Raw genomic sequence first — 25168 nt, forward strand, 5'->3', positions numbered from 1 at the left:
TTTATCTCCGTTGAACCGCGTTCACGCGGCCTGAATTCTTCGCGCACGGTCGACGATCGGCTTGTCGACCAGCTTTCCGTCCACCGATATCGCGCCGCGCGGATTCGCCTCCAGCGCAGCGAGCACGCGCGCCGCCCATTCGCGCTCGGCGGCGCTCGGTGCGAAACCATCGTTCACCGCATCCACCTGCTTCGGATGGATGCACAGCTTGCCGCCGAAACCGAACCGGCGCGCGTCGAGCACATCGGCGTTGATCGCGTCGATATCGCCGGTGGCGAGCGTCACGCCGTCGATCGGGGGCAGCAGCCCCGCAAAACGCGACTCGACGACAAACTGCGAGCGCACGTAGTCCAGCTCGCGCCCGGTGCCGTCGATGCCCGCGTCCACGCCGAAATCGAACGAGCCGAACGCGAGCCGCGCGACGCGCTCGCATTGCGCGATCTCGCGCATGCGCACCACGCCCGCCACGCTTTCCACCAGCGCGATCAGTTCGACGTCCTCGGCGCAGCGTGCGGCGATATCGGCGAGTTGCGCCGCATCTTCGGCCTTCGGCACCATCACGGCCCGCACGTTCGCCGCGCGCACCATCGCGACGTCTTCCTCGTGCCACGGCGTACCGAAAGCGTTGACGCGAATCACCACGCGCTCATGCGTCTCGCGCAACCATTCCGCGATCTGTGCGCGAGCCTGCGCTTTGGCATCGATGGCGACGGCATCTTCCAGATCGATGACGACACGATGCGCCTGCGTCGCCAATGCCTTGTCGAACCGTTCCGGACGATCGCCCGGAACGAACAGAAAACTGCGTGCAATCATGCGGATGTCCTCGAATGCGTCAGGCGCCGCTCCAGCCGCGCTGGAACGTCTCCGAATAGCTGAAACGATCGGCGGGATGAATGCTGACCGCCGCTTCGACGATCTCGCCCCGCTTGTTGAAGTAACGGCGCGACAGCCACAGCGCGGGCGAGCGCGCCTTGGCGTTGACGAGGCGCGCGATGTTCGCGGGCAGCGCCATTGCGCGAATCTCCTGCTCCACGCGCGCGATCTGCTCGCCGAACTGACGTTCGATCATCGTGAAGATCGGCGTGTGCGGATCGTCCTCGATGCCCGTCAGCGAACGGAACGCGGGCTGGATATAGACCTCGGTATGACAGATCGGATCGACGCTTTCCGGCGAGCGCCGGATGCCTTCGAGACGTAGCCACGTTTCGCCGGGCTTCGCCTGCAACATCGCGCAGAGCGACGCATCGCTCACTTCGACGGTTTCTTTCTTCAGCACCTGCAACGCGGTATCGGCGGAATAGCGATGCAGGTCGCTCAGTTGCTGCATGACCTGACGATAGCTGCCTTCCGAGTTCACCGCCTTGACGGTCGTGCCGATGCCGGCCTGCCGCACCACCATGCCGAGCTGCACGAGCTGCTTGACCGCTTCGCGCACGGTCGAGCGGCTCGCGCCGAACTGCTCGCAAAGTTCGAATTCGGTGGGAATGGTGGACCCCACCGGAAAGCGCCCGCTCTGAATTTCGTTGATGAGCGTCTGCGCCAGTTGCAGATAGCGCGGCTGCTGACCGAGCACGTTGACCATCTTTTGCACGCGTGATGAAGGATTGACGGATGGATCCGCCGTTCGCGCGACATCCGGTGCAAGTATCGTCACTGCACCGCACCGCTTTCGCGCAACCGGGCGATCCGATCAGCATCGTAACCGAGTTCGGCCAGAAGCCTCGCGTTATCCTGCCCCAGTTCCGGCGCCGCGCGCGCGGGCAATGTCTCGTTCACGCGAACCGGCGCCGCCACGTTGCGCACCTTCCCGAAGCGCGGATGCTCCGCTTCCGTCACGCCTTCACGCTCCGCGACGAACGGATTGTCGAGCGCCTGCCTGATGTCGTAGACCGGCGCGGCGGGCACGCGGCCGCCCAGACGGGCGAGCCATTCGGCGGTCGTCGCGCGCGAGAGCGCCGCATCCAGTTCCTGTTCGACGAGATCGCGATTCGCGAGCCGCGCCTTGAAGTTGCGGAAGCGTTCGTCGGTGATCCACGAGGGTTTATCGAGAATCTCGGCCAGCACGCCCCAGAACTTTTCCTTGTTGCACATCAGGAAAATCCAGCCGTCCTTCGTCTTGTACAACTGGCTCGGCGTCAGCGACGGATGCGCGGAGCGCCGGTCGCGCCCGGTCACCGTGCCGCCGTTCAGATACCACGTGCCGACATACGCGAGGTTATGCAGCGCGACATCGAAGAGGCTCGTGTCCATGTCGCGGCCGATGCCCGTCGCGCGTGCCTCGACGAGACCCGCGAGCAGGGCCATCGCGGCGGTGGTGCCCGTCATCAGATCGATGATCGAAAGCCCGAAGCGCGCCGGCGGGCTGTCCGGCTCGCCGGTCACCGAAAGATAACCCGCTTCCGCCTGCATCAGATAATCGTAGCCGGGCCACGATGCACGACTGCCCGTGCGTCCATACGCCGACAAATGCGCGCAGACGATTGCCGGATTCGCGTCCTTCAACTGGTCGTAGGTGACGCCGAGTTTGACGGGCAGATCGCCGCGCAGATTGTTGAAGACCGCATCGCTCGTCTTCACGAGATCGAGCAGCACTTCGCGGCCTTCGGGCTTCTTCAGGTCGAGCGTCAGGCTGCACTTGTTGCGATTGAATGCTTCGAAGAAGTGGCTGTCGCCTTCGCCGAAGAAGTGCGGACCCACGTTGCGGCCCACGTCGCCGCCTTCGCGGAAGTTCTCGATCTTGATGACTTCCGCGCCGAGATCGGCGAGATGTTGCGTCGCGAACGGACCCGCGCCGTATTGTTCGATGGCGACGATACGTACGCCGGAAAGAGGCAGGCTCATGCAGGGTTCCTCGCAATCAGCATCTTGGCGATGATCAGGCGTTGCATCTCGTTCGTGCCTTCGCCGATGGTCAGAAGCGGCGCGTCGCGATACAGCCGCTCGACGTTGTATTCCTTCGAATAGCCGTATGCGCCGTGAATACGCATCGCTTCCATGCTGTTCTCGACAGCCGCTTCGGTCGCGAAGTACTTCGCCATGCCGGCTTCCATGTCGCAGCGCAAGCCCTTGTCGTAAGCGCGCGCGGCGGAATCGGTCAGAAGGCGCGCGGCTTCCACGCGCGTCGCCATTTCGCCGAGCTTGAGCGCGATCGCCTGATGCTCGCAGATCGGCTTGCCGAAGGTCTTGCGCTGCTGCGAATACGCGACCGCTTCATCGAGCGCGGCCTGCGCGACGCCGACGCCGCGCGCCGCCACGTTGATACGGCCCAGTTCCAGCCCGCTCAGAATCTGCTTGAGGCCGAGCCCTTCCTGCCCGCCGATCACACGCGACACCGGCACGCGGAAATCGGTGAACGTGAGTTCGCACGTGTCGATGCCCTTGTAGCCAAGCTTCTGCAACTGCCGGCTCACTTCGTAGCCCGGCCCTTTCTCGACGATCAGAAGGCTCATGCCCTTATGACGCGGCTGCGCTTCCGGATCGGTCTTCACGAGCAGCGCGAGGACGTTGCCGTACTTGCTGTTGGTGATCCACGTCTTGCTGCCGTTGACGACATATTCGTCGCCTTCGCGGCGCGCGACGGTGCGGATCGCCTGAAGGTCCGTGCCGCAATCCGGCTCCGTCAAACCGATGCCGCCGCGCAGCTCGCCCGTCGCCATGCGCGGCAGGAACTCGCGCTTCTGCGCTTCGGTGCCGTTGCGCTGGATCGTCATCGCCATGATGAGGTGCGAGTTGATGATGCCGCTCACCGACATCCACACCGCCGAAATGCGATCGACGATCTTCGCGTAGGTCGATGTCGTGAGACCCAGGCCGCCGTATTCGGTCGAGATCAAACAACCGAAAAGGCCCATGTCCTTCATCTTCTCGACGATCTCGTGCGGATACTCGTCCTTCGCGTCCAGGTCATGCACGTAAGGCTTCACTTCCGTCTTGAGAAAGCGGTCGAGCATGTCGAGAATGAGCGTCTCGTTCTCTTCGTAGTCGCTCATGTCCTGCGGTTGATCGGCGTCGATGGTGGCCATTGCTTCTCCTGTATTCGTGTGTGTTGCTTACGCGAGCGCTTGCGCGAGATTGCGCGCGGGCTGGGTATCGAGCGAGAGCACCGCTTCGCAGATGCGCTCGGCGGCATCGCGCGACACGTTGCGCTGCGCGTTGTCGAAAAACTTCGCGACGATGTCCTCGTTCGTGAGCGGCCTGTCCGACGAGCCGCGATTGATCGACTCGCGATGCGTCAGCGTGCGGCCATCGCGCGTATGGACGATTACTTCGCCCGTGTAGTGACGCGGGAACGTCGAGTCGGCGTCGACTTCGTGCGTGACGCGAGCGGCGACGGCGCGCACGGTTTCATCGGCGAGGGCTTCGGGTTCGAGATCGTCGAGCGTGAAGCGGCCGTGCAGCAGCCCGGTCGCGACGATGTACGGAATGCTGAACTGCGCGTCATAGCTGTTCGAAGGCTTCTGCTTCGGCGCGACCGGTTCGCAGACGATCGGGATCGTCGGGCCGGGCACGCGCACGATCACGCGTTCGATATCGCTCGCTTGCAAGCCATGTTCGCGATGCAGCGCGATGGCCGCATCCGACGACGCATGGGTGAAATGGCACGCGGGAATCGGCTTTAACGCGACGCCATCGATTTCCCATGTCTCGCCGAGGCCCGCCGTGGCGATGTCGATATCGCCTGCTTCGAGCGGCGTCTTCATGTAGAGCGAGTAGAGACCGAAGCGGCCTTCATAAGCCGCATTCGGACCGATATAGCCATGCTTCGCGAGCGTCGCGGATGTCGCGCCCGCGACCGCCGCCCATCCCGGATGCAGACGCTTGGTCCATGCGCCGTCCTGCAGGAACTCGAGATTGCCCGACGCCATCGAGAGGACGATGCCTTGCGCATGCTGTGCCGCTTCCACCGGCAGACCGAGAAGACGCGCCGCGCCCAGCGAGCAACCGAATGCGCCGACCAGTCCCGTCGGATGAAAGCCCGCGTTGTGAAAGCCGCTCTTCGCCGCGGAGCCGACGCGCGTCGATACTTCCATCGCGCAGAGATATGCGGTGAGCAGATCCGCGCCGCTCGCGTTCTCGCGCTCCGCGAGATTGAAGGCGACCGGCAATGCGCTCGCCGTCGAGTGGATCACGCCGCGTGCATGGGTGTCGTCGAAATCGAGGCTGTGAATCAGCAGGCCGTTGAGCAGCATCGCATCGCGCAATGCGAGCTTGTGCGAGTGGCCGAATACCGTCGCTTCACCATTGCCGAGTTCCTGCATCGCGGCGAGCGTCGAGGTCGCGTACGGCAGCTTCAACGTCGCATACGCAAGTCCGATGCTGTCCAGAATCAGATGCTTCGCGCGTTCGCGCACTGCTTGCGGCACGTCGCTCAGTTGCAGATGCGTGGTGAACGAAGCCAGCCGGTGCGATACGGTTTGCGCCTGCTGCTGAAGGTCGTTGCGTGCGTTCATCGCGTGGCTCCCTGATGGTTGAGCGGCAGATCGTTGGCGAGGGCTTCGTCATCGGGCGAGACGTCCTCCAGCGAGAACTGGTTCGCATCCACACCGAGGCTCAACACGGCGATCACGAGCAGGATCAGCACGCCCGCGACCATCCCGAGCACGCCGAACAACCCGAGTTGCGCATAGAGAATCACGGCGGCATACGAGGTGAGCATCGACGCGATACGTCCGCACACGCCCGCCACGCCGGTGCCGCGCAAGCGCAGCGCAGTCGGGAACAACTCGGGCACGTAGCCGAACAGACCCAGCGTGACGATGCCGAAGATGCAACTGACGAGCGTGAAGCCCACGACGGCGATCGCCACGTTGGCCGTCATCTGCGGATAGACGAAGCCCAGCACAATCGCGATGACGCTATAAAACACGAGACCTTTCGCGCGTCCGAGGCGGTCGGCGGTGAGATATCCGAGCACCGCGCCGAACGGGGCGCCGAACGACATCAGCGTCGTGAAGCCGAGCGAGGTGACGATGTCGCGCCCTTCGTGCACGAAGAAGGTCGGCAGCCAGGCGACGAAGCCATACACCGCGACGTTCACCGCCACCGCCGTCAACGCGGCCGTCAGCGTGCGGCCGATCATGCCGCGGCGGAACAGCGCGGAGAGCGGCGCGCGCGGCACTTCGAGATTCTGCGTGCGCGCGCACTCGGGCAGCGGTCCCTTCTGCTGCGCGACTTCCGCTTCGATCGCGCTGACGGTTTCCTCGGCTTCCTGCGTGCGTCCGACCGATTCGAGCCAGCGCGGCGATTCCGGCATGCGATGACGCAGCGCCCACACGATCACCGCGCCGATACCCGCGATGCCGAACATCCAGCGCCAGCCGAGATGCGGAATGACGACATAACCGACGCTCGTCGCGAGCACGAGCCCCGAGTTGACGATGAGCCCGAGCAGTGAAATCCAGCGTCCGCGATACGCGGGCGGAATGAATTCGCACAACGTGCCCGCCGCGACGACCAGCTCCGCGCCCAGTCCGATGCCCATGACGAAGCGCGCGCCGATCAGCCACTGGATATTCGGTGCGAACGCGGCGACGAAGGACATCAGCCCGAAGAGCGCGAGATTGAACTGATACGACGAGCGGCGTCCGAAGCGATCGCCGAGATAGCCCGACAAGCCCGCGCCGATCACCATGCCGAGAAAGCCCGACGAAACGAAGAGCGCGTTGAGCTGCATCGTCGAGAAGCCCGCCTTGAGCATCGCGGCGGACACGCCGCCCGCGAGATAGACATCGAATGCGTCGAGGCACGCACCGGCGCTGATGAGGCCCAGAATCTTCCAGTGAAAACGCGACATCGGCAGCCGGTCCAGCCGGGCGCCCGAGCTTACGTATTGATTCACAGTTGTCTCCAGTACTGTGACGATGAACCGTCTCGCCGCCGTGCGTCGATGCAATCGAGCGGTCTTATCCGCGAAACGGAAAGGGAACGCCGGCGGGAATGGGCCGGCGATAGATGCGGTCAGTCTTCGGCGGTGCCGTGGCCGCGCTTGGCGATCAGCGCAGTGCGGATGAAGTCCATGACAGGCTTGCCGTCCTGATTGAATGCGCGCGTGTGCACCGTGACGATGCCCTGCGTCGGACGCGATTTCGATTCGCGCACTTCGAGCACTTCCGATTCCGCGTACAGCGTGTCGCCCGCGAACACGGGACCGGTCAGGCGAATTTCCTTCCAGCCGAGATTGGCGATGGCCTTGCCGCTCACGTCGTTCACCGACATGCCGAGCACGATCGCAACCGTCAGGCCGCTGCTCACGAGAAGCTTGCCGAACTCGCTTTTGGAGGCGTGATGCGCGTCGCAGTGCATCGGGTGGAAGTTCATCGTCAGCAGCGAGAACTGGATGTTGTCCGCGTCCGTGATCGTGCGGCCCGGGCGATGCTCGTAAATATCGCCGACGGTGAAATCTTCCAGATAACGCCCGTAACTGGCCCGATAACGCTGCTTGCCTACTTTGTCCGAATGCATCTTGTCACGCCTCCTGTCTTAAACATCACTTTGTACGGACAAAGTATCGGGCGCAACGCGGATGGCGTCAAGCGAGAATGGCTTGCGGTAAACCCTTGCCTCCGTTCCGCGTCCCCGGAAGGACGCGGTGCTTTCGTTTTTCGGGTCGCGCCGGTTACTGCACGCCCTTCTTCGCGGCGAGATCCTGCGCCATCTGCAAGTGTTTCTGGATCGTCGGCAGCGCCTTCTGCGCGGCCTTCTTCAGGTCGGCGTTCTGGCCTTCCTGCGCTTCCTTCTGAAACGCGGCCACGGCTTGCTGGTGCCCTTCGACGCCGAGCTTCTGGATGTACATCGTGTCGAACGCCTTGCCCTTCAGCGGCTTGAGCGCATCGAGCGCGGCTGTGTCCGAGTTGTCCTTCGGCACCGCGACGCCATGCGGCGCGGCCATCTTGAGCTGCATGGCCAGCTTCATGTGATCGACCATCATGTGATGCGCGAAGCTCTTGACGTCCTTGTCCTGCGACTGCTTCGTCGCGAGCTTGGCCGCGTCGATTTCGGTCGAGCCGGCTTGTGACGCGGTCTGTACGAAAGCCTTGTCGACCTCGGGAAGGTCATTCGCCTGCGTCGTGCTCGCGGCCTGCGTCTGCGCGAGAACGGCGATCGGCGCCGCGCATAACAGCGTCGACGAGAAAAGGGAAATCAAAGCGGTGCGTGCCTTCATGACAGTCTCCAGAGTGAAAAGTCGGTCGTGCGATCTTTCAGCAATGGAAATGCCATGACGCTGCTTCGACTTCATGGTCCTTGATGCCGATCTCCCGGCGCGGAGAACTTCGGGCCGCGCCGCAGACGAATCGGGCCGCGACCGACCGCGTCCGGATGCAGGACGGCATCGCGCTGCGAAATCAGGACCGATCCTTCGCGCGCGAGGCGCGCCGCCACACGGCGCACCGGCGGCATCAACGCGCGCCATGCGTCTTCATCGCCGGCAAGCGCGCGTGCGACGTCCGATGGACAGATCGAAGCGCTCGCCGCGCGGCGCCCGAGCAGGTCCAGCATGCAATGCTCGATGTCGAGATCAGAGACGGTCATCGTCGTGCTCCGAGGCGTCCGCTATGCGAGCGTTCCGCACGTTCTTTCGCCGTTCGTACTCACATAAGCTTAGTTCTTTGACAAGGCGTGCATTTTGCGTGTGAACGATACCTCGATCCCGCGCCTTGAAGAACCATGACCCCGCCCTCAGAACGCCCATCCGATCGCACAGGCAGCGGCCCTGATTTCGCGGTGGTCGGCATCGGTGCGTCGGCGGGAGGATTGCAGGCGCTGTTGCAATTGTTCAAGGGCGCGCCGGCGAGTCCCGGCATCGCGTTCGTGGTCGTGCTGCATCTGTCGCCGGATCATGCAAGCCAGGCGCACGAAGTGATCCAGCGCGTCACCGACATGCGCGTGGAACAGGTCAGAAGCCCCGTTCCGCTCGAGAAAAACACGGTGTACGTCATTCCGCCCGGCAAACTGCTGTCGATGGTGGACGGCTACCTGCGTCTCTCCGAGCCGGAATTGCCGCGTTTTCCGCCGACGTCCATCGACCTGTTCTTTCGCAGCCTCGCCGATGCGCACGGCTCGCGCTCGCTCGCCGTGGTGCTGTCGGGCGCCGGATCGGATGGCTCGGTCGGCATCTCGCGCATCAGAGAGCGCGGCGGCATCACGATCGCGCAGCGTCCCGAGGAAGCGCAATATCCCGACATGCCGAAAAGCGCGATCGATACGGGCGACGTCGATATCGTCCTGCCGGTCGGGCAGATCATGCCGCGCGTCGTTGCGCTGGCCCGAAACGCCGCCAAAATCCGCCTGCCGGCGCCGTCCGACGAGCAGACGCCGAACGAGGCCGAACCACCCGCGCCGGACGCCGATGCCATCGACGACGTGCTGGCGATCCTGCGCACACGCAGCCGGCACGACTTCTCGAATTACAAGCGCGGGACCGTCGTGCGCCGCATCGAGCGGCGCATGCAGGTGAATAGAGTCTCGACGGCGGCGGCGTATCGGGAATTCCTGACCGAGCACGCCGACGAGACGCCGAAGCTTCTGGCGGACATGCTCATCGGCGTCACGAACTTCTTTCGCGATCCGGTGGCGTTCGCCGCGCTCGAACGCTCGGTGATTCCGCAGATCATGAAGAACCTGAAGGAGCGCGACGAGATCCGCGCGTGGGTGCCGGCCTGCGCGACGGGCGAGGAAGCGTTCTCTATCGCGATGCTGCTCGACGAAGCGGCGAGCCGCGCGCCGCATCGGCCTCGCGTCATCATCTACGCGACCGATATCGACGAGCACGCGATTGCCGTCGCCCGGGCCGGCAGCTATCCGAAGGCGATCGAGAACGACGTTCCGCCCGCCCGTCTCGGCCAGTATTTCCATAAGGACGGTAATCGATATCGCGTCGTCAAGTCGCTACGCGACACGGTGATCTTCGCCGCGCACAACCTGCTTCTCGATCCGCCGTTTTCGCGCCTGGATCTCGTCTCGTGCCGCAATGTGCTGATCTATCTGGACCGGCGCGCGCAGAAGTACGTGCTCGATGCCCTTCACTTTTCGCTGCGTCCGCACGAAGGGGTGCTTCTGCTCGGCGCGGCGGAGTCGGCCGATTTCAACACCGAACAGTTCAGGCCGGTCGACAAGCAGCAGAAGATCTATCGCGCGGCGCCGCACGTCGCGGCCAACCGCACCTTCAACTTCCCGCATCCGAACGGACAGGCGGCTCAGAGCGGCCATGCCTTCTTCACGATGCCCGACGACACCAAGCCTCGCGAGCCGTTTCTGCCGAGTCAGACGCGCGCGCTCGACCTGTACGGCCCGGCGGTGATCGTGATGCGCCCGGACGGCGCGATTTTGCATCGGTCGGTGAACGCGAACCGGCTCACCGAGAACGCGCGCCGCGAGCGGGTCGACAATCTGTTCGACATCGTGCGTGGCGATGCACAGGCCGAAGTCCGTCGAACGATACAGAAGTGCCTGAACAGCGCGCGCCGTGAAGTCGCGAACGCGGTGCCTTTTCTGATCGGGCTGGGACAAGCGCCGGTCGATCTGTCGTTCAGGCCGTATCGCGATCTGGCGCATCAGGAGCATCTGATTTCGGTCACCTGCGATTCCCTGATTCCCCTTCCCGATGCAGCGCCGGCGCACATCCCGTCAGCGGGCGCGGACACGATCGAGTCGCTGAGAATGGCTTTGGCGGGAAGCGAAGACCGCCTGAGCGAATCGCGGCAACATGGCCAGGCATCGAGCGAGCAGTTGCGTGCATCCAACGAAGAGCTTCAGGCGATGAACGAAGAACTGCGTTCGGCAACCGAAGAACTGGAGGCCAGCCGCGAAGAACTGCAATCGCTCAACGAGGAACTGTTGACGGTCAACTCGGAACTGATCGCGAAGGTGCACGAGTCCGCGCGGGTCAGCGACGACCTGCAGAATCTGATCTCGCTGGTGGGCGTCGCGACCATCTTCGTGGATCGCGCGCTTCGCATCAAACGGTACACTTCGCCGGCCGACACGCTGTTCAACATCCGTTTCACCGACATGGGCCGGCCGCTCGAAGATCTGACGCACCGCCTCGACTATCCCGACATGCTCGACGACCTGCGTACCGCGTTCGAGTCGCTCAAGCGGTCGGAGCGCGAGGTCACGACCGTCGATGGCCGCGCCTTTCTCGCGCGCGTGCTGCCCTATCGCACCGACGACGACCGGATCGATGGCGCCGTGCTCGCGCTCATCGACATCTCGGAACAGAAGCTCGCGCAGGAGCACGCGCGTCGCAGCGAAGAGAAGCTGCACCTCGCGGCACATGCGACGCATGATTTTGCGATCATCGTCATCGACGAGGATGGGAAGGTCGCGAGCTGGAACGTCGGCGCGAATCGTCTGTTCGGCTTCGAGGCCGACGAAATACTCGACCGGCCGCTCGACCCGATCTTCACGGCGAAAGATCTGGCCGAAGGCATACCTGCGAAGGAGCGCGAGAAAGCCGATCAATTCGGACGCGCGGAAGATGAGCGCTGGCATGTCACGAAAAGCGGCGCGCGCATTTTTTGCAGCGGATTTCTCAGCCGCATCGAAGTGCCCGGTTTCTCGGGCTACACCAAGATCGTCCATGACGCGACCGAACGCAAACTGGCCGATGGCCGCAAGAACAGCGTGCTCGAACTGGAGCGTGCGGACCATGTCGAGGTGCGCAAGCTCAGCCGTCTGAAGGACGAGTTCATCGCGGTGCTGTCGCACGAGTTGAAAAACCCGCTCAACCTGATTCACATCAAGGCCGAGATTCTCGCGCGGATTCCGGAAGCGAGGCATATCGGCCGGGTTCAGGAAGTCTCCGACGCGATTCAGAAATCCGTGCTCACGCAGGCGCAGATCATCGACGATCTGCTGGATTTTTCTCGCATCCAGACGGGCAAGCTGTCCTTGCGCTTCGCGCCGACCGACTTCGCGGGCGTCGTCCGCTCGATCGTCGATGCGATGCGCACGGACTTCGACAACGGCGGCGTCGCGCTGAGACTGGACGTTCCGCAGACGCCGGCGCTGATCCGCGCGGATGCCGTGCGCATCGAGCAGATTGTCTGGAATCTTCTCAGCAATGCGCTCAAGTTCACGCCGCAAGGCGGCGAGGTCGCCGTGCGGATTCAGCAGAACGCCGAAAGCGTGCGCCTGGAAGTGGCCGACACGGGCTGCGGTCTCGCGCCCGACACGCTTTCGTCGATCTTCGATATGTACCGGCAAACGCCCAACGTGCCGTGTCGCGCGCGGCCCGGCGGTCTCGGCATCGGACTGTCGCTGGTGCGGCAACTGGCGCTGCTGCACGGCGGCACCGTCGACGCGTTCTCGGATGGCGAGAACAAGGGCGCGTGCTTCGTGGTCGTCCTGCCCGCCGATGCCTCGTTCGCTCACGGCGCTGCGGGCGATGCACCGGCGGATCTTTCCGTCTTCGCAGAGGTCCGCGTACTGGTCATCGACGATCAGCAGGATTCGCTCGACGCGATGACCGATCTGCTTGCGCTTTACGGCGCGCGGGTTTCCGGCGCGAACGGCGCCGCCGACGCCTTGCGCATCGCCGGAGAGACGGAATTCGATCTGGCGATCGCCCATATCGACCATCTCGGGGCCGATGCTTCCCGGATAGCGCGCCAGTTAAGAGACGTGCAGCGCGCCGCGAAACTCGCGGTGGTCGCGCTCACGGGCCGCGCGACGGCGCAGGAAGAGGCTCGCGCGCTGGCCGCCGGTTTCGACGCGTGCCTGTCGACGCCGTTCAACCTCGCCACGCTCGCCGACTTCATGCGCAGATTCTTCGACGACGCTCGTAGCGGCGATTGATGCCGGACGAATCGCCTATTCAAAGCTGAAAACAGACGCGACGTGATCGATGAACGCCCGCACGACAGGCGGCAACCCGCGGCGCGTCGTGAAGACGAGATGAACGATTCCGCTCTCGGTCTTCCATTCCGGGAATACGTGCACTAGTTCGCCGCTTGCGACTTGCTCGCGGCATACGTGATCGGGCAGCAAGGCGACGCCGAGGCCCGCGATCGCCGCATCGCGCAGCGACACGAAGTCCACGCATGTCATGCGCGGCTCGCTCCGGATCGTGCGAGCAGAATCGTCCGGTCCCGTGAATGTCCATTCGATCTCGCCCATCTGATCGGTGGTCGCGAGCGTCGGCAAGTCCGACAGTGCGCCGATGTCCCCGCTCGCGCACAGCGACGCGACGGCGGGCGCCGCCACCAGAATGCGGCTCGAGTGGCCCAGCGTGCGCACGATCAGCGACGCATCGGTATCGAGCCGCACGCGCACACGAATGGCGATGTCGATCCGCTCTTCGATCAGATCGACAGGGCGATCCACGGCGACGACCTGCAGACGCGCTTTCGGAAAGCGCGACAGGAACGTGTTGTACGCCTTCGACAGCACCGGCATGAGTCCGAGCGGACAACTGCACCGGATCACCCCGCGCGGTTCGTTCAGCGCCTCGGAGACCACCGCGTCGGCCTGCTGGACGTCGAGCATGATGGTTCTGCAACGCTCGTAGAACGCCTCCCCGATGTCGGTCACGCGAAAGCGCCGCGTCGAGCGCTCGATCAGGCGCACGCCGAGCCGCGCCTCGAGCCCGGCGATGCGGCGGCTGATCGTCGATTTGGGCGTGCGCAGCACCCGGCTGGCCGCGGCGAAACCACCGTGCGCGACCACTTCCGCAAACAAGACGTAATCGTTGATGTCTGCCATGCCGATCGATCCCATTGACCCATTTTTGGAACTATCAAACCCGTTTTCGCAGTCTACCGCGCCGATTGTCTCGTCGGCATGATGTCTTCAACGCGACGCAACCAGCATCGCGAACCCAACGGAGAATCGAAATGACGGGCAAATTCGAAAACAAGGTCGTCGTGGTGACGGGCGGCACGAGCGGGATCGGCTTGGCGACGGCGGCGCGCTTCGCTGCGCAAGGCGCGTCGGTGTTCATCACCGGACGGCGGCAGAAGGAACTGGATGCGGCGGTCGAGTCGATGAAAGGGCGCGTCGTCGGCGTGCGCGCGGACATGTCGAAACTCGCGGACATCGACCGGCTCTACGATGCCGTTCAGCAAAAGCATGCGCACATCGACGTGCTGTTCGCCAACGCGGGCGGCGGCTCCATGCTGCCGCTGGGCGCGATCACCGAGGAACATTACGAAGACACGTTCGGGCGCAACGTGAAGGGCGTGATCTTCACCGTTCAGAAGGCGATCCCGCTGCTGCGCGACGGCGCGTCGGTGATCCTGACGGGTTCCACGGCGGGCAGCACCGGCACCGCCGCGTTCAGCGTCTACAGCGCGTCGAAGGCCGCCGTGCGCAATCTCGCGCGTAGCTGGACGCTGGATCTGAAGGAGCGCGGGATTCGCGTGAATGTGATCAGCCCCGGACCGGTGAAAACGCCGGGACTGGTCGAACTCGCCGGCCCGGAACAGGCGCAGCAACAGGCGCTGCTCGACTATATGGCGGCGAACGTGCCGATCGGGCGCGTGGCCGATCCGGACGAAGTCGCGAAGGTCGTGCTCTTCCTGGGATCCGATGACTCCAGCTTCGTCGCGGGCGCCGAATTTTTTGTCGACGGCGGCCTCGCTCAGGTCTGAGCTGTCTCGCGCCGTCGATTGCCGTCGATTGCCGTTATTGTCCGAAGGCGCGTCTGACGGTCAGCTTGTTCGTCACGGACTTCACGCCGGGGACGTCTTTCGCCAGTGCCGCGGTCTTTTCGATCTGCGCCGGATCGGCCGCGGTGCCGGTCAGCGTGACCGCGCCGTCCTTCGCACTGACGCCGATATCGCCGGCATCGATGCTCTTGTCCTTCGCGATCGCGGCGTACACGAGCTTGCGCAGCGCACGATTTTCCTTTCGGGTGGCGACTGGCGCGCTCGCGCTCGACGCCATGGACGGCGCGGTCGCCGCCATCGATTGGCTCGCTTGAAAACCAGCGCCCATCGACGCCAGCACTACCGATACGACACACGCTGCACTGCGCGGCTTGATTCTCTTCATGGATTGCTCCGGTCATTTAATACGGTATCCGTATTATTTCTTGGCTTTCAGGTGTTCCGTCCAGGGAAAATCTCCGAGTCGTGCTGGAAGGATAAGGAAAGCGTCCGGCCGATGCCCCTCTCGCGAAGAGAGGGGCGCCGCACGTGTTTCGTCAGGAACCCGTGCCCGTTTCCCCGGATGACGTCATCTCGTACTTCGCTCGCGGACGCAGCAGGAAAGCCTGCGTGCGCTGCTCCATCACGTGCGCGACCCAGCCGGCCGTGCGGCTGACGATCCAGATGGCGGTGGCCGATCCGTCGGGCAATCCGAGCGCGCGGGCGAGCGTCACGAGGCCGAGCGCGACGCCGGGGTGAGCGTCGAGTTCGCGCCGCATGCGCTCGAGAAACGCAATCGTGAGGCGCGTGCGCTCGCCCGCGGCAGACGCTGCATCGCCATGCGCGGCGATTTGCGCGGCCGCCTCCAGCATCAGATCGGCCCGTGGATCGCCGCCGGGATAAAGCGGGTGATTGAATCCGAACAGGCTCGCGCCGTATTCGCGCACGCGATCGATGCGCGCATCCAGTTCCGATAACGGCTCGCACAGCAACAGCGTTTCGATCTTCTCCGTCCCGGTGCCGGTGGAGAAACCGATATGCGAGCCGATGGCCGCCGCCACGCAACTGAACATGTCCGCATTCGTCGATGCAGCCACGCGCGCCGAAAACGTCGCGGGCGCGAGTTCGTTGTCCGCGAGCACGACGAGCGCCGTCGTGAGCGCGCGCAGCGTCTCGGGCGTCACCGCCGCGCCAGCCGCGCGCAGAATCTGCCCGGCGATGCTCTCGCCCTCGGCGCGCGCGCAAAAGACACGCTCAGGTCCGAGGAATCCGACGCACCCCGCCATGCTCTGCAGCATGAGGCGCGCGGCCTGCACCGCGCCGCCATCGGCGATTTCTCGCGTGCCGCGCCCTTGCATCGCCAGCGAGAAAGGCACCATGCCGAGCAGTGCGCCGATATCGCCGCTCGCGATGCCGCCCTCATATACCGACAGGAAACGCAGCACGTCGGGCGGCGTTTCGAGCGGCGCCCAGACCGCGAAGCCGCTCTGCCAGATGCCCGTGGTCAGCAGATGCACGACCGATTCGAACGCCGCGCCCGAACTCGCCAGATCGCCCGCCAGCCGATTGCGATAGCGCGGCCCGTGCGGCGTGATCTGCGTGATCGCGGAGTGCAGCACGGGATCGCCGAGACGCATCGTCGATTCGGCCACCGCGCCGCTCGGCGCGCGCCCGCGTTTGCGCGCGGCCAGCCGTTCGATGTCGCGCCGCAAATACAGGCGCTTGCGGCCGTCTTCATGCGGCGTGGCGCGCACCAGACCGCGGCTGACGTAAGCGTAGAGCGTCGCCGCCTTGATGTTCAGCCGCGCCAGCGCTTCCTCGCAGGTCAGCACGTCGTTCCAGTCTCGTTCACTCATGGCGAAAACGTCGTTATGTTGATTTTAAAACTCAATATTGATAGATATAAACTGTATCAGTAGAGTGGGCTCCGAGACAAAAAACGAAGGGCGCCGCGCGGTATCGACGACAACGGCAGTCCTCACATCCGGAGACACTGCATGACCCTGGACACGACGCCTGTACCGCGCAATCGGCTCGACTTGCGCGACACGCTGCACGCCGCGCCGCTCGGCGGTTTCCACTTCCGTCTCGCGATCCTGCTTGCGCTGATCCTCTGGTACGACGGCTTCGATCTGTACAACGCGTCGTACATCGTCCACGACGTCGCGCCTGCCTGGCATCTCTCGCCGAGTCAGATCGGTCTGCTGCTCTCGTGCGGACTCGGCGGCTTCGCAGTCGGTTCGGCGGTGTCGGGGCTGTTCGGCGACCGGTTCGGGCGGCGGCGCGTGATCCTGCCCGGCGTCTGGATATCGAGCGCGATGAGCCTTGCAATCGCACTCTTCGCTCACGATCTTTCGTCGTTCGTCGCGTTGCGCTTCGTCATGGGACTCGCGCTCGGCCTGCTGATGCCGATGTGCGTGACCTACATCAACGAGATCGCCCCGAAGCGCTCGAACAACGTGTTCACGATCGGCTTTTTCTCGCTCGGCTGGATCGGCGGCGCGACGAGTTCGGGCTTCATCGCGGCGTGGCTGATGCCGCGCTTCGGCTGGCAAAGCATGTATTACACGGGCGCACTGGCGATGATTCTCGCCATCGCGCTGCAATTCGCGCTGCCGGAATCCGTCGCCTTTCTCGGCAGCCGCAATCGTCTCGATGAAGTGCGCGCGCAACTGACGCGCTTCTGGCCCGCGCGCGCCGCGGAGTTTCGCCAGGCCGAATTCGTCGCCCATGCGCCGACCGTGAAGCCCGGCTCGTTCCGCGCGCTCTTCGCCGCGCGCTTTCGTCGTCAGACGCTGTGTTTCTGGGCGATGGGCGCGCTTTCGCTGTTCTCGTCGTATGGCTTGTCGGGCTGGCTGCCGACCATCCTGATGAAGCGCGGCGAGAACCTCTCGATCAGCTTCGCCTACGGTTCGCTGCTCGTGTTCGCTTCGGCGTTCGGCAGCCTGCTGTCGGGCTTCGTCGCCGATCGCATCGGCAACCGGCGTCTCGCGATGTCCATCGCGTGGCTGCTCGGCGCGAGCGCCATCGGCATGCTCGCGCTGATATCGGGCGGGCAGATCTTCTGGATCATCGTCGTCGCGGGCATGTTCGTGATCGGCACGCAGACGGTCCTCAACAATCTGGTCGCCGTCAGCTATCCCACCGAAATCCGCAGTACGGGCGTCGGCGTGTTCTTCGGCATCGCGCGCTTCGGCGCCATGTGCGGGCCGGCGGTCTCCGGCGTATTGCAGCAGGCGACCGGCGGCCCCGGCGCGATGTTCTTCGTCCTTGCAGCCTCGCTCGTCACCGCCGCGCTGCTGGTCTTTCTGGTCGAGCGCCCGGAAAGCCTGCCCGACGCGCCCGCGTTCGGACACTGACCTGTCCTCTTTCACATCACAACGACATACACCATGACGCAGAACACGCCTTACACCGCCGCCGCAACGACGCACGACGCGCACGACATGCCGCGTCTGCTGGAAGACCTCGCCGCGGCCAATCACATCCTCGCGCAGCATGAAGTGCTCGATGGCTTCGGTCATGTGAGCGTGCGCGATCCGCGCAATCCGCAGCATTTCCTGATCGCGCAGTCGATGGCGCCGGAACTCGTGCAGCCCGAAGACATTCTCACGCTCGATTTCGACTGCCAGCCGGTCGACGGCGACACGCGCAAGCGCTATCTGGAAACGTGGATTCACGCGGAGATTTACCGCGCCCGCCCCGATGTGCAATCGGTCGTGCATAGCCATTCGCCATCGGTGATTCCGTTCGCGGCGTCTTCCGTGCGGCTGCGTCCGATCTATCACATGGCCGGCTTCCTCGCCACGGGCTCGCCCGTGTTCGATATCCGCCATTGCTTCGGCTGCACCGACATGCTCGTGCGCAACAGCGCGCAAGGTCAGGCGCTGGCGGAGACGCTCGGCGCATCGGACGTCGCGTTGATGCGCGGTCACGGTTTCGTGGCGACGGGGCCATCGCTGCCCGCGTCGGTCTATCGTGCGATCTATACGGAGCTCAATGCCGGCATGCAGCAGAAGGCCATCGCGCTGGGCGGCGAAGTCACGTATCTCGACGAAGGCGAAGGCCGCGCCAGCACGGAAACGAACCTCGGCGTGATCGAGCGGCCGTGGACGCTCTGGAAGCGGCAGGTCGACGCGCTGCGTCGCGGCTGACGTCGACGAGCCTGCATCTAGGGGTAAACATCCGGTGCGCCAGAATTGCCTTGAAATAGTTGGTGTACGGAGTATATTTGAACCCAACGAAACATTCAGGCAAGGAGGAAGACACCATGCAATTTCATCTCGACGGTTTCCGTGTCGGCGATCCGACGATCGAACCCGCTATCGATAACGCGCGCAGCGCCGATATGCCCGAGACGGTCGATGTGCTCATCGCCGGCAGCGGGCCGGCCGGACTCGTGCTGGCCGCTCAGCTCTCGCAATTTCCGTCGCTCGATGTCCGCGTCGCCGAACGTCGTTCCGGACCGCTGCTGATGGGCCAGGCCGATGGCGTCGCGTGCCGGACCGTCGAGATGTTCCATGCGTTTGGCCTGAGCGAGCGCCTGCTGCGCGAAGCGTACTGGGTCAACGAAACGGTCTTCTGGCGGCCCGATGCGGACGATCGCGGCAATATCAGGCGTACCGGATGTGTTCAGGACACCGAAACGGGATTGTCGGAGTTCCCGCATGTCATCGTCAATCAGGCGCGCGTGCAGGACTATCTGCTCGATGTGATGCGCCGTTCTTCACGGCGTCTCGAACCGGACTACGATCTCGAAGTCGTGAACGTCGAGCGCGACGATCAAGGTGACTATCCGCTGCGCGTCACGTTGCGCCGCACCGATGCCGCGCGGCTCGACGAAGTCGTCACTGTGCGTGCGCGCTATGTGGTGGGTTGCGATGGCGCCCGCAGCCGCGTGCGCGCCGCCATCGGACAGACGCTGCGTGGCGATGCGGCGAATCACGCATGGGGCGTGATGGACGCGCTCGCCGTCACGGACTTCCCGGACATTCGCCTGAAGGCCGCCATTCAGTCGGCGAGCAAAGGCAATCTGCTCATCATTCCGCGCGAAGGCGGCTATCTCGTGCGCTTCTACGTGGATCTGGGCGAGGTCACCGCGGAGAACCGCGACGCGATCAAGCAGATCACCGTCGATCGCATCATTCAGACGGCGCAGCGGATTCTGCATCCCTATACGCTCGACGTGAAGGAAGTCGCGTGGTTCTCCGTGTACGAGGTCGGCCAGCGTCTGACAGACCGTTTCGACGATGCCCTCGCCGCCGATGGCACATCGCGCGAGCCACGCGTGTTCATCGCGGGCGACGCCTGCCATACGCACAGCGCGAAGGCCGGTCAGGGCATGAACGTTTCGATGCAGGACGGCTTCAATCTCGGCTGGAAGCTCGGCGCGGTGCTGCGCGGTCTCGGCGATGCCGATCTGTTGCGCACGTATTCCGACGAGCGTCAGCCGATCGCGCAGGAACTCATCGATTTCGACAAGGAATGGTCCGCGATGATGGCCGCGCCGCCCAAAGACCCGAATCGGCCGGAAGCGGGCGGCGTCGATCCCGCCGAGTTGCAGGCGTACTTCGTGCGTGCCGGCCGCTATACGGCGGGCGTCGCGACGCGCTACCGGCCCGCGATGCTGACGGGCGAGCAGACGCATCAGTCGCTCGCGAGCGGCTTCGCTATCGGCACGCGCTTTCACTCGTCGCCTGTGATCCGGCTGGCGGATGCGAAGCCGATGCACCTCGGTCACGTCGCGCGCGCCGATGGACGCTGGCGTCTCTACGCGTTTGCGGACGCGAGCGGCAGCGCCCTTCGCGCGCTGTGCGAGCATCTCGCTACGTCGCCGGATTCGGTGCTGCGGCTCGTCACGCCGGACGGCGCCGATCCGGACAGCGTGCTTGACCTGCGGGCCGTGTTGCAGCAGGATCATCGCGACGTGCGGCTGAACGACTTGCCCGGCGTACTGCTGCCGCGCAAGGGACGTCATGGTCTCGTCGACTACGAAAAGGCATTTACCATCGATCCGTCGGCTGATATCTTCGACGCGCGCGGCATCGATCGCGAACGGGGCGCACTCGTCGTCGTCCGTCCGGATCAATATGTCGCGCATGTCCTGCCGCTGGACGCGTACGCGGAACTGAAAGCCTTTTTCCAGCCGATCTTTCCGCGTGCATCAACCCGCTCATGAACTAGTCAAATCAAATTGCCGAAGAAAGAAGACGACCGCGGCGCGCTGACGAAATACACGGGCAGTCTCGTGCGCCGCGCGCAACAGCGCCACGTCGCGGTGTGGCTTGCCGAGGTGTCTGCGGAAATCACGAGCGTGCAGTACGCGGCGCTCGAAATCCTGCACGAAACGCCCGGCGTCAATCAAAGACAACTCGGCGATCAGCTCGACGTAGACCGTTCGACCATCGCCGATCTCGTCGCGCGCATGGTGCGCAATGGTCTCATCGAACGATCCGATGATCCCGTCGACAAGCGCAGCTACGTGCTCTTTCTGACGGGCGCCGGCAAGAAGCAACTGCTGATGTTGCGACCGCGCGTCGATGAAGTCGAGCGCATTCTCACCACGCGGCTGACGTCGAAAGAGTGTGTGGAGTTGCGACGGCTGCTTTCGGCGCTGCTGCCGGAGAGCGAGGGATAACGTGAAGCCCGATCACTGGCTCGTCGCGCGGCGCGATCCGGAAACGGGCATCGAAGGGCTGCGCGCGCATTTCAGCGGCCACGCCTACGATCCGCACGATCACGACGACATGCTGGTCGGCTACACCGAGCAGGGCGTGCAACGTTTCCAGTGTCATCGGTCCTTGCATACGAGCGTGCCGGGCCGCGCGATCCTGATCGAACCCGGCGCGCTGCATGACGGTCATGCGCCCGAAGCGGGCGGCTTCACTTACGCGATGCTGTACCTGCCGCAAGGCTGGGTCGAGCGTGCGGTGCGCGAACTGAATCTTCCGGGACTGCGCGGCGTCGAGGCGGCTTTTCGCCATACGCTGGTCGACGATCGACGCCTCGTCGATGCGATTCGCGCGGCATTTCTCGCGATACATCACGACGAAGGCCGGCTCGCGCGCGACCAGACGCTCGATCATCTGCTGATGCGGCTCACCGGCCAGTTGCACGACGCGCCAGCGAAGCACCAACTCGCGATGCCGCCCGCCGCCCTTCGCGTGCGCGATCTGCTGCACGAACAGATGGACGGCAACATCGGACTGGATGAACTCGCGGCCGTCGCCGGGATGGACCGGTTCCGCCTGACGCGCCTCTTCAAGCGCACGTTCGGCACGTCGCCGCACGCGTATCTCGTGCACGTGCGTCTGCGCGCCGCGCGACGGTTGCTGGCGGCGGGTCAGCGGCCCGCGCAGGTAGCCGCGATCGTCGGATTCTCGGATCAGAGTCATCTTGGCCGCTGGTTTCATCGCGCGTACCGGATGACGCCGGCGGCGTATCGGCAGATGTGCACAAACGTTCCAGACTGATCGCCGCGAATCGCGGAGCATGAGCGTTCAAGGAGAAACGTTCATGTTCGATACGAAAGTGGCGCTGATCGTCCGCGACGATCTGCCGGTCTGGCAAAAACTCAATGTCGTCGCATTTCTCGCGACCGGCGTGGCGGCGGCTGCGCCCGAAGCGCTGGGCGAACCTTACGAGGACGCCGCCGGAATCCGCTATGGCCGCATGCTCGGCCAGCCGATGCTCGTCTTCACCGCCGATCTGCCCGGCCTGCAAGCCGCGCATCGGCAGGCGCTTGCGCGCGAGCTCAGGATCGTGCCGTACGTCCACGCGATGTTTTCCACCGGACACGATGCAGCGAATCGCGAGGCATTCCGCGCGCAGGATGCGGCGAATCTGGACCTCGTGGGCCTCGCGCTGCATGGCGCCAAAAAGGCCGTGGACAAGGCGGTGAAGGGGCTGGCCTTGCATGGCTGACGACGCAAAAACCGCGCGTTTTTGTCTTGTTAGTATCGTCGGGCGGCCAATCCTCGGACACCGGACATGACCACCGTCGATATCTCTCTCGTCCTTTTCGACATGGAAGGCGTGCTGACGCATTACGACCGCGAGGCCCGCGTCGCGCATCTGGCGGCGACCACGCATTGCACGCCCGATGCAGTGCGTCATGCGATCTGGGGCTCGGGTCTCGAAGCGCGCGCCGATGCGGGGATCATCGACGACGCGGAATATCTCGCTACGCTCGGCGCGATGCTGAACTACCCGCTCGGCAAAGACGAGTGGCTCGCGTCGCGGCGCGCATCGATTACGCCGAACGAGCGGACGCTCGCGCTCGCCGGGCAGCTTCAAAAGTCCCGCGCGATCGCGATCCTGACCAACAATTGCCACCTGGTCACGGATCATCTCGCTTATCTCAATCCTGCCGTCGATCGCCTGTTCGGCAAGGCGGTGTATTCGTCCGCGTCCTTCGGTGCGACGAAGCCCGCGCCGCAGACGTACGTTCGCTGCGTGGAGGAAATCGGCGCGCGGCCAAGCGAAACGCTTTTCATCGACGACACCGAAGCCAACGTGCGCGGCGCAGTCGATGCAGGGCTGCTGGGCTACACGTTCGACAACGCCGAGGCGCTCGAAAGCGAGTTCGAACGCCTGGGCCTTCTATGACCGGACGCGCGCCGGGTTCCCCACGGCGGTAGCGCCCGCCGCCACATCTCGCGTGACGATGCTGCCCGCGCCGATCAACGCGTCATCGCCGATCGTCACGCCCGGCAGGATGATCGCGCCCGCGCCGATCCACACGTTACGGCCGATCCGCACGGGCCGGCCCAGTTCCAGACCGGTCGCGCGAACGGCCGGATCGCGGGGATGATCGGCGGTCAGAATCTGCACGCCCGTCGCGATCTGCGTCATGTCGCCGATTTCCACCGCGACGACGTCGAGAATCGTGCAGCCGTAGTTCATGAACACGCCCGCGCCGAGACTGATGTTGTAGCCGTAGTCGCAATGAAACGGCGGGCGCACCATCGCGTCCGGTCCGACGGCCGCGAACCGTTCTTTCATGAGCTGATACCTGTCGGCGAGCGGCATGTCGATCGCGCCGTTGAAGCGCGCCATCCACGCACGGGCCGCCGCCTGATCGGCCTGAATTTCAGCGTCGTTGGCGGTGTACAACTCGCCGGCCAGCATCTTGTCCTTTTCGGTTCGAGTCATCTGCAAGTCCTTTGAAATCATCGATCGGCAAGTCGCCGAACAATCGTTCACACACGGCGGGGCTAAGTATTTAACCCGAATACGAAACGCCCGGATTGGACAGAAAATACGTACCGAAACCTTTTTTGTCCGGAGACATTCACGGTATAGCACGCCGAGTGACGGGCTTTCAGGCCCGCGTTCCGCAAACGCCCGCGATGCTGGCTAACGCGTATGACCTTCCTTTGATGGAGTGCTCTGTCATGAAAACGTTCGTTTCCCTCTTCGCGGCGTCCGCGCTCTGCGTGGCTCCGCTCGTCGCAGGCGCCCAGCAAACTGTCCGGATCGGACTGTCGGCGCCGCTTACCGGCATCAGTGCATCGAACGGCAAGGATCTGGAGAACGGCGTGCGGCTCGCCATCGAAGAGGCGAACGCCAAGCACATCGAGATCGAAGGGCAGCCGGTTCAGTTCGAGCTCGCATCCGTCGATGATCAGGGTGATCCACGCATCGGCGTTCAGGTGGCGCAGAAGCTCGTCGACGATGGCGTGGTCGCCGTCGTCGGTTACTACAACTCCGGCGTCGCGTTGCCCTCCTCGCCGATCTTCGCACGCGCCGGCATCCCGCTGCTCGATCCGGCCGCAACCAATCCGACGATCACACGTCAGGGCTTGAACAACGTGTTCCGCATCATCGCGACCGACACACAGAATTCCGGCAACGCCGGCACCTATGCCGTGAAGGTCACGAAAGCGAAGCGCATCGCCGTCATGGACGACCGCACGGCCTTCGGGCAAGGCGCGGTCGAAGAGTTCAGGAAGGCCGTGCAGGCGGCGGGCGGCCAGGTCGTATCGGAGGAATACACCAACGACAAAGCCGTCGAGTTCAATGCGCAACTGACGAACATCAAGGCCGCCAATGCCGACCTTTTGTACTTCGGCGGACTCGATGGTCAGGCGGGGCTGATCGTCAAGCGCATGAAGCAGCTCGGCATCCGCGCGCAGTTCGTCGGAAGCGGCGGGATTGCGGATAGCGTGTTCATCAGCTCGGCCGGAAGCGCGGCGGAAGGCGCGATGGCCTGGGAGTATGGGCGTCCTGTCGATTCATTGCCCGAAGGCCGCGCGTTCGCGCAGAAATTCAAGAAGCGCTTCGGCGCGGATACGCTGACTTATGCGCCGTTTGCGTATGACTGCGCGTGGCTCGCCATCACAGCGATGAAGCAGGCGAATTCGGTGAAGCCCGCCGTATTCATGCAAACGCTGCGCACGATTCAGTACAACGGCATCACCGGTCATATCTCGTTCGATAAATACGGCGATCTGAACAACCCGACATCGACGCTCTATCAGGTCAAGGCGATGAAGTGGCAGCCGGTAACGACGATTGGGGCGGAGAAGTAGGTCAACGCGTCCACCCGCGCCGCCCCTCGATATCGTTCGGATTCCGAA

General features: G+C 64.1%; 23 protein-coding genes. 10 read left to right on the forward strand and 13 right to left on the reverse strand.

What is annotated here, in order from left to right:
• Positions 1 to 21 precede the first annotated feature (21 nt).
• The 9 genes from AWB76_RS08255 to AWB76_RS08295 all read right to left on the reverse strand — a co-directional run bounded on the left by AWB76_RS08255 (position 22) and on the right by AWB76_RS08295 (position 8532).
• Positions 22 to 816: an HpcH/HpaI aldolase/citrate lyase family protein gene (locus AWB76_RS08255; RefSeq protein WP_061159640.1), complete on the reverse strand. Its 795-nt coding sequence runs from the start codon at positions 814 to 816 to the stop codon at positions 22 to 24.
• A 19-nt stretch (positions 817 to 835) separates the two neighbouring features.
• Complete coding sequence (locus AWB76_RS08260; RefSeq protein ID WP_061159641.1) at positions 836 to 1585, reverse strand: GntR family transcriptional regulator; 750 nt, start codon at positions 1583 to 1585, stop codon at positions 836 to 838.
• A gap of 68 nt (positions 1586 to 1653) precedes the next feature.
• A complete protein-coding gene (locus tag AWB76_RS08265; protein WP_061159642.1) occupies positions 1654 to 2844 on the reverse strand; it encodes a CaiB/BaiF CoA transferase family protein in 1191 nt (396 codons plus the stop codon).
• Positions 2841 to 4025 (reverse strand): acyl-CoA dehydrogenase family protein, encoded by a 1185-nt coding sequence (locus AWB76_RS08270; RefSeq protein ID WP_244173266.1) that lies wholly within the window; start codon positions 4023 to 4025, stop codon positions 2841 to 2843. Before AWB76_RS08270 ends, AWB76_RS08265 begins: the two co-directional genes overlap by 4 nt.
• 27 nt (positions 4026 to 4052) lie before the next feature.
• The gene (locus AWB76_RS08275) at positions 4053 to 5453 is read right to left on the reverse strand and encodes an MmgE/PrpD family protein (RefSeq protein WP_061159643.1); all 1401 of its coding nucleotides are present in this window, start codon (positions 5451 to 5453) and stop codon (positions 4053 to 4055) included.
• The gene (locus AWB76_RS08280; protein WP_061159842.1) at positions 5450 to 6796 is read right to left on the reverse strand and encodes an MFS transporter; all 1347 of its coding nucleotides are present in this window, start codon (positions 6794 to 6796) and stop codon (positions 5450 to 5452) included. The genes AWB76_RS08275 and AWB76_RS08280 overlap by 4 nt, the downstream gene beginning before the upstream one ends.
• A gap of 164 nt (positions 6797 to 6960) precedes the next feature.
• Entirely contained in the window at positions 6961 to 7464 is a 504-nt protein-coding gene (locus AWB76_RS08285; RefSeq protein WP_061159644.1) for a MaoC family dehydratase, read from the reverse strand.
• A 154-nt stretch (positions 7465 to 7618) separates the two neighbouring features.
• Positions 7619 to 8164, reverse strand: a complete 546-nt coding sequence (locus AWB76_RS08290) for a DUF4142 domain-containing protein (protein WP_061159843.1) — start codon at positions 8162 to 8164, stop codon at positions 7619 to 7621.
• 71 nt (positions 8165 to 8235) lie between these two features.
• Entirely contained in the window at positions 8236 to 8532 is a 297-nt protein-coding gene (locus tag AWB76_RS08295) for a DUF3253 domain-containing protein (protein ID WP_061159645.1), read from the reverse strand.
• A gap of 135 nt (positions 8533 to 8667) precedes the next feature.
• Between AWB76_RS08295 and AWB76_RS08300 the strand changes: the two genes are divergently transcribed.
• Entirely contained in the window at positions 8668 to 12798 is a 4131-nt protein-coding gene (locus tag AWB76_RS08300) for a chemotaxis protein CheB (protein ID WP_063936311.1), read from the forward strand.
• Positions 12799 to 12813: 15 nt separating this feature from the next.
• Here AWB76_RS08300 and AWB76_RS08305 read toward each other — a convergent pair whose 3' ends face one another.
• Positions 12814 to 13704 (reverse strand): LysR family transcriptional regulator, encoded by an 891-nt coding sequence (locus tag AWB76_RS08305; protein WP_061159844.1) that lies wholly within the window; start codon positions 13702 to 13704, stop codon positions 12814 to 12816.
• A gap of 131 nt (positions 13705 to 13835) precedes the next feature.
• Between AWB76_RS08305 and AWB76_RS08310 the strand changes: the two genes are divergently transcribed.
• Positions 13836 to 14591: an SDR family NAD(P)-dependent oxidoreductase gene (locus AWB76_RS08310; RefSeq protein WP_061159646.1), complete on the forward strand. Its 756-nt coding sequence runs from the start codon at positions 13836 to 13838 to the stop codon at positions 14589 to 14591.
• 34 nt (positions 14592 to 14625) lie between these two features.
• Here AWB76_RS08310 and AWB76_RS08315 read toward each other — a convergent pair whose 3' ends face one another.
• Positions 14626 to 14994, reverse strand: coding sequence for a BON domain-containing protein (locus AWB76_RS08315; RefSeq protein ID WP_061159647.1), 369 nt, complete (start codon positions 14992 to 14994; stop codon positions 14626 to 14628).
• A 151-nt stretch (positions 14995 to 15145) separates the two neighbouring features.
• Positions 15146 to 16444 carry a citrate synthase gene (locus AWB76_RS08320; RefSeq protein WP_208606547.1) on the reverse strand — a complete coding sequence of 433 codons (1299 nt, stop codon included), beginning with the start codon at positions 16442 to 16444 and terminating at the stop codon, positions 15146 to 15148.
• A 141-nt stretch (positions 16445 to 16585) separates the two neighbouring features.
• On the opposite strand from AWB76_RS08320, the gene AWB76_RS08325 reads away from it, so the two are divergent.
• The 7 genes from AWB76_RS08325 (at position 16586) to AWB76_RS08355 (ending at position 23195) form a co-directional block, all read left to right on the forward strand.
• Positions 16586 to 17947, forward strand: coding sequence for an MFS transporter (locus AWB76_RS08325; RefSeq protein WP_061159648.1), 1362 nt, complete (start codon positions 16586 to 16588; stop codon positions 17945 to 17947).
• A 33-nt stretch (positions 17948 to 17980) separates the two neighbouring features.
• A complete protein-coding gene (locus AWB76_RS08330) occupies positions 17981 to 18742 on the forward strand; it encodes a class II aldolase/adducin family protein (RefSeq protein WP_082864381.1) in 762 nt (253 codons plus the stop codon).
• Positions 18743 to 18858: 116 nt separating this feature from the next.
• Positions 18859 to 20766, forward strand: coding sequence for an FAD-binding monooxygenase (locus AWB76_RS08335; RefSeq protein ID WP_061159649.1), 1908 nt, complete (start codon positions 18859 to 18861; stop codon positions 20764 to 20766).
• A gap of 15 nt (positions 20767 to 20781) precedes the next feature.
• Positions 20782 to 21225 (forward strand): MarR family winged helix-turn-helix transcriptional regulator, encoded by a 444-nt coding sequence (locus AWB76_RS08340; protein ID WP_061159650.1) that lies wholly within the window; start codon positions 20782 to 20784, stop codon positions 21223 to 21225.
• Between the two features lies 1 nt (position 21226).
• A complete protein-coding gene (locus AWB76_RS08345) occupies positions 21227 to 22060 on the forward strand; it encodes an AraC family transcriptional regulator (RefSeq protein WP_061159651.1) in 834 nt (277 codons plus the stop codon).
• A 43-nt stretch (positions 22061 to 22103) separates the two neighbouring features.
• Entirely contained in the window at positions 22104 to 22511 is a 408-nt protein-coding gene (locus AWB76_RS08350; RefSeq protein ID WP_061159847.1) for a DUF2000 domain-containing protein, read from the forward strand.
• A gap of 66 nt (positions 22512 to 22577) precedes the next feature.
• Positions 22578 to 23195, forward strand: a complete 618-nt coding sequence (locus AWB76_RS08355; protein ID WP_061159652.1) for an HAD family hydrolase — start codon at positions 22578 to 22580, stop codon at positions 23193 to 23195.
• On the opposite strand, the gene AWB76_RS08360 is transcribed toward AWB76_RS08355, so the two are convergent.
• A complete protein-coding gene (locus AWB76_RS08360; RefSeq protein WP_061159653.1) occupies positions 23190 to 23741 on the reverse strand; it encodes a sugar O-acetyltransferase in 552 nt (183 codons plus the stop codon). The two genes, AWB76_RS08355 and AWB76_RS08360, sit on opposite strands and share 6 nt — an antisense overlap.
• A gap of 242 nt (positions 23742 to 23983) precedes the next feature.
• On the opposite strand from AWB76_RS08360, the gene AWB76_RS08365 reads away from it, so the two are divergent.
• Positions 23984 to 25120 (forward strand): branched-chain amino acid ABC transporter substrate-binding protein, encoded by a 1137-nt coding sequence (locus tag AWB76_RS08365; protein WP_096031268.1) that lies wholly within the window; start codon positions 23984 to 23986, stop codon positions 25118 to 25120.
• The last annotated feature ends 48 nt before the right edge of the window (positions 25121 to 25168 follow it).

This window comes from Caballeronia temeraria, assembly GCF_001544795.2.
Taxonomy (GTDB): Bacteria; Pseudomonadota; Gammaproteobacteria; order Burkholderiales; family Burkholderiaceae; genus Caballeronia; species Caballeronia temeraria.

Bases quoted from the DNA above. Each gene is read 5' to 3' on its own strand.
- AWB76_RS08265 (WP_061159642.1), bottom strand. From the start codon at position 2,844: ATGAGCCTGCCTCTTTCCGGCGTACGTATCGTCGCCATCGAACAATAC.
- AWB76_RS08350 (WP_061159847.1), top strand. From the start codon at position 22,104: ATGTTCGATACGAAAGTGGCGCTGATCGTCCGCGACGATCTGCCGGTC.
- AWB76_RS08255 (WP_061159640.1), bottom strand. From the start codon at position 816: ATGATTGCACGCAGTTTTCTGTTCGTTCCGGGCGATCGTCCGGAACGG.
- AWB76_RS08310 (WP_061159646.1), top strand. From the start codon at position 13,836: ATGACGGGCAAATTCGAAAACAAGGTCGTCGTGGTGACGGGCGGCACG.
- AWB76_RS08280 (WP_061159842.1), bottom strand. From the start codon at position 6,796: ATGTCGCGTTTTCACTGGAAGATTCTGGGCCTCATCAGCGCCGGTGCG.
- AWB76_RS08360 (WP_061159653.1), bottom strand. From the start codon at position 23,741: ATGACTCGAACCGAAAAGGACAAGATGCTGGCCGGCGAGTTGTACACC.
- AWB76_RS08275 (WP_061159643.1), bottom strand. From the start codon at position 5,453: ATGAACGCACGCAACGACCTTCAGCAGCAGGCGCAAACCGTATCGCAC.
- AWB76_RS08315 (WP_061159647.1), bottom strand. From the start codon at position 14,994: ATGAAGAGAATCAAGCCGCGCAGTGCAGCGTGTGTCGTATCGGTAGTG.
- AWB76_RS08365 (WP_096031268.1), top strand. From the start codon at position 23,984: ATGAAAACGTTCGTTTCCCTCTTCGCGGCGTCCGCGCTCTGCGTGGCT.
- AWB76_RS08335 (WP_061159649.1), top strand. From the start codon at position 18,859: ATGCAATTTCATCTCGACGGTTTCCGTGTCGGCGATCCGACGATCGAA.
- AWB76_RS08285 (WP_061159644.1), bottom strand. From the start codon at position 7,464: ATGCATTCGGACAAAGTAGGCAAGCAGCGTTATCGGGCCAGTTACGGG.
- AWB76_RS08330 (WP_082864381.1), top strand. From the start codon at position 17,981: ATGACGCAGAACACGCCTTACACCGCCGCCGCAACGACGCACGACGCG.
- AWB76_RS08305 (WP_061159844.1), bottom strand. From the start codon at position 13,704: ATGGCAGACATCAACGATTACGTCTTGTTTGCGGAAGTGGTCGCGCAC.
- AWB76_RS08260 (WP_061159641.1), bottom strand. From the start codon at position 1,585: ATGGTCAACGTGCTCGGTCAGCAGCCGCGCTATCTGCAACTGGCGCAG.
- AWB76_RS08295 (WP_061159645.1), bottom strand. From the start codon at position 8,532: ATGACCGTCTCTGATCTCGACATCGAGCATTGCATGCTGGACCTGCTC.
- AWB76_RS08355 (WP_061159652.1), top strand. From the start codon at position 22,578: ATGACCACCGTCGATATCTCTCTCGTCCTTTTCGACATGGAAGGCGTG.
- AWB76_RS08270 (WP_244173266.1), bottom strand. From the start codon at position 4,025: ATGGCCACCATCGACGCCGATCAACCGCAGGACATGAGCGACTACGAA.
- AWB76_RS08300 (WP_063936311.1), top strand. From the start codon at position 8,668: ATGACCCCGCCCTCAGAACGCCCATCCGATCGCACAGGCAGCGGCCCT.
- AWB76_RS08320 (WP_208606547.1), bottom strand. From the start codon at position 16,444: ATGAGTGAACGAGACTGGAACGACGTGCTGACCTGCGAGGAAGCGCTG.
- AWB76_RS08325 (WP_061159648.1), top strand. From the start codon at position 16,586: ATGACCCTGGACACGACGCCTGTACCGCGCAATCGGCTCGACTTGCGC.
- AWB76_RS08290 (WP_061159843.1), bottom strand. From the start codon at position 8,164: ATGAAGGCACGCACCGCTTTGATTTCCCTTTTCTCGTCGACGCTGTTA.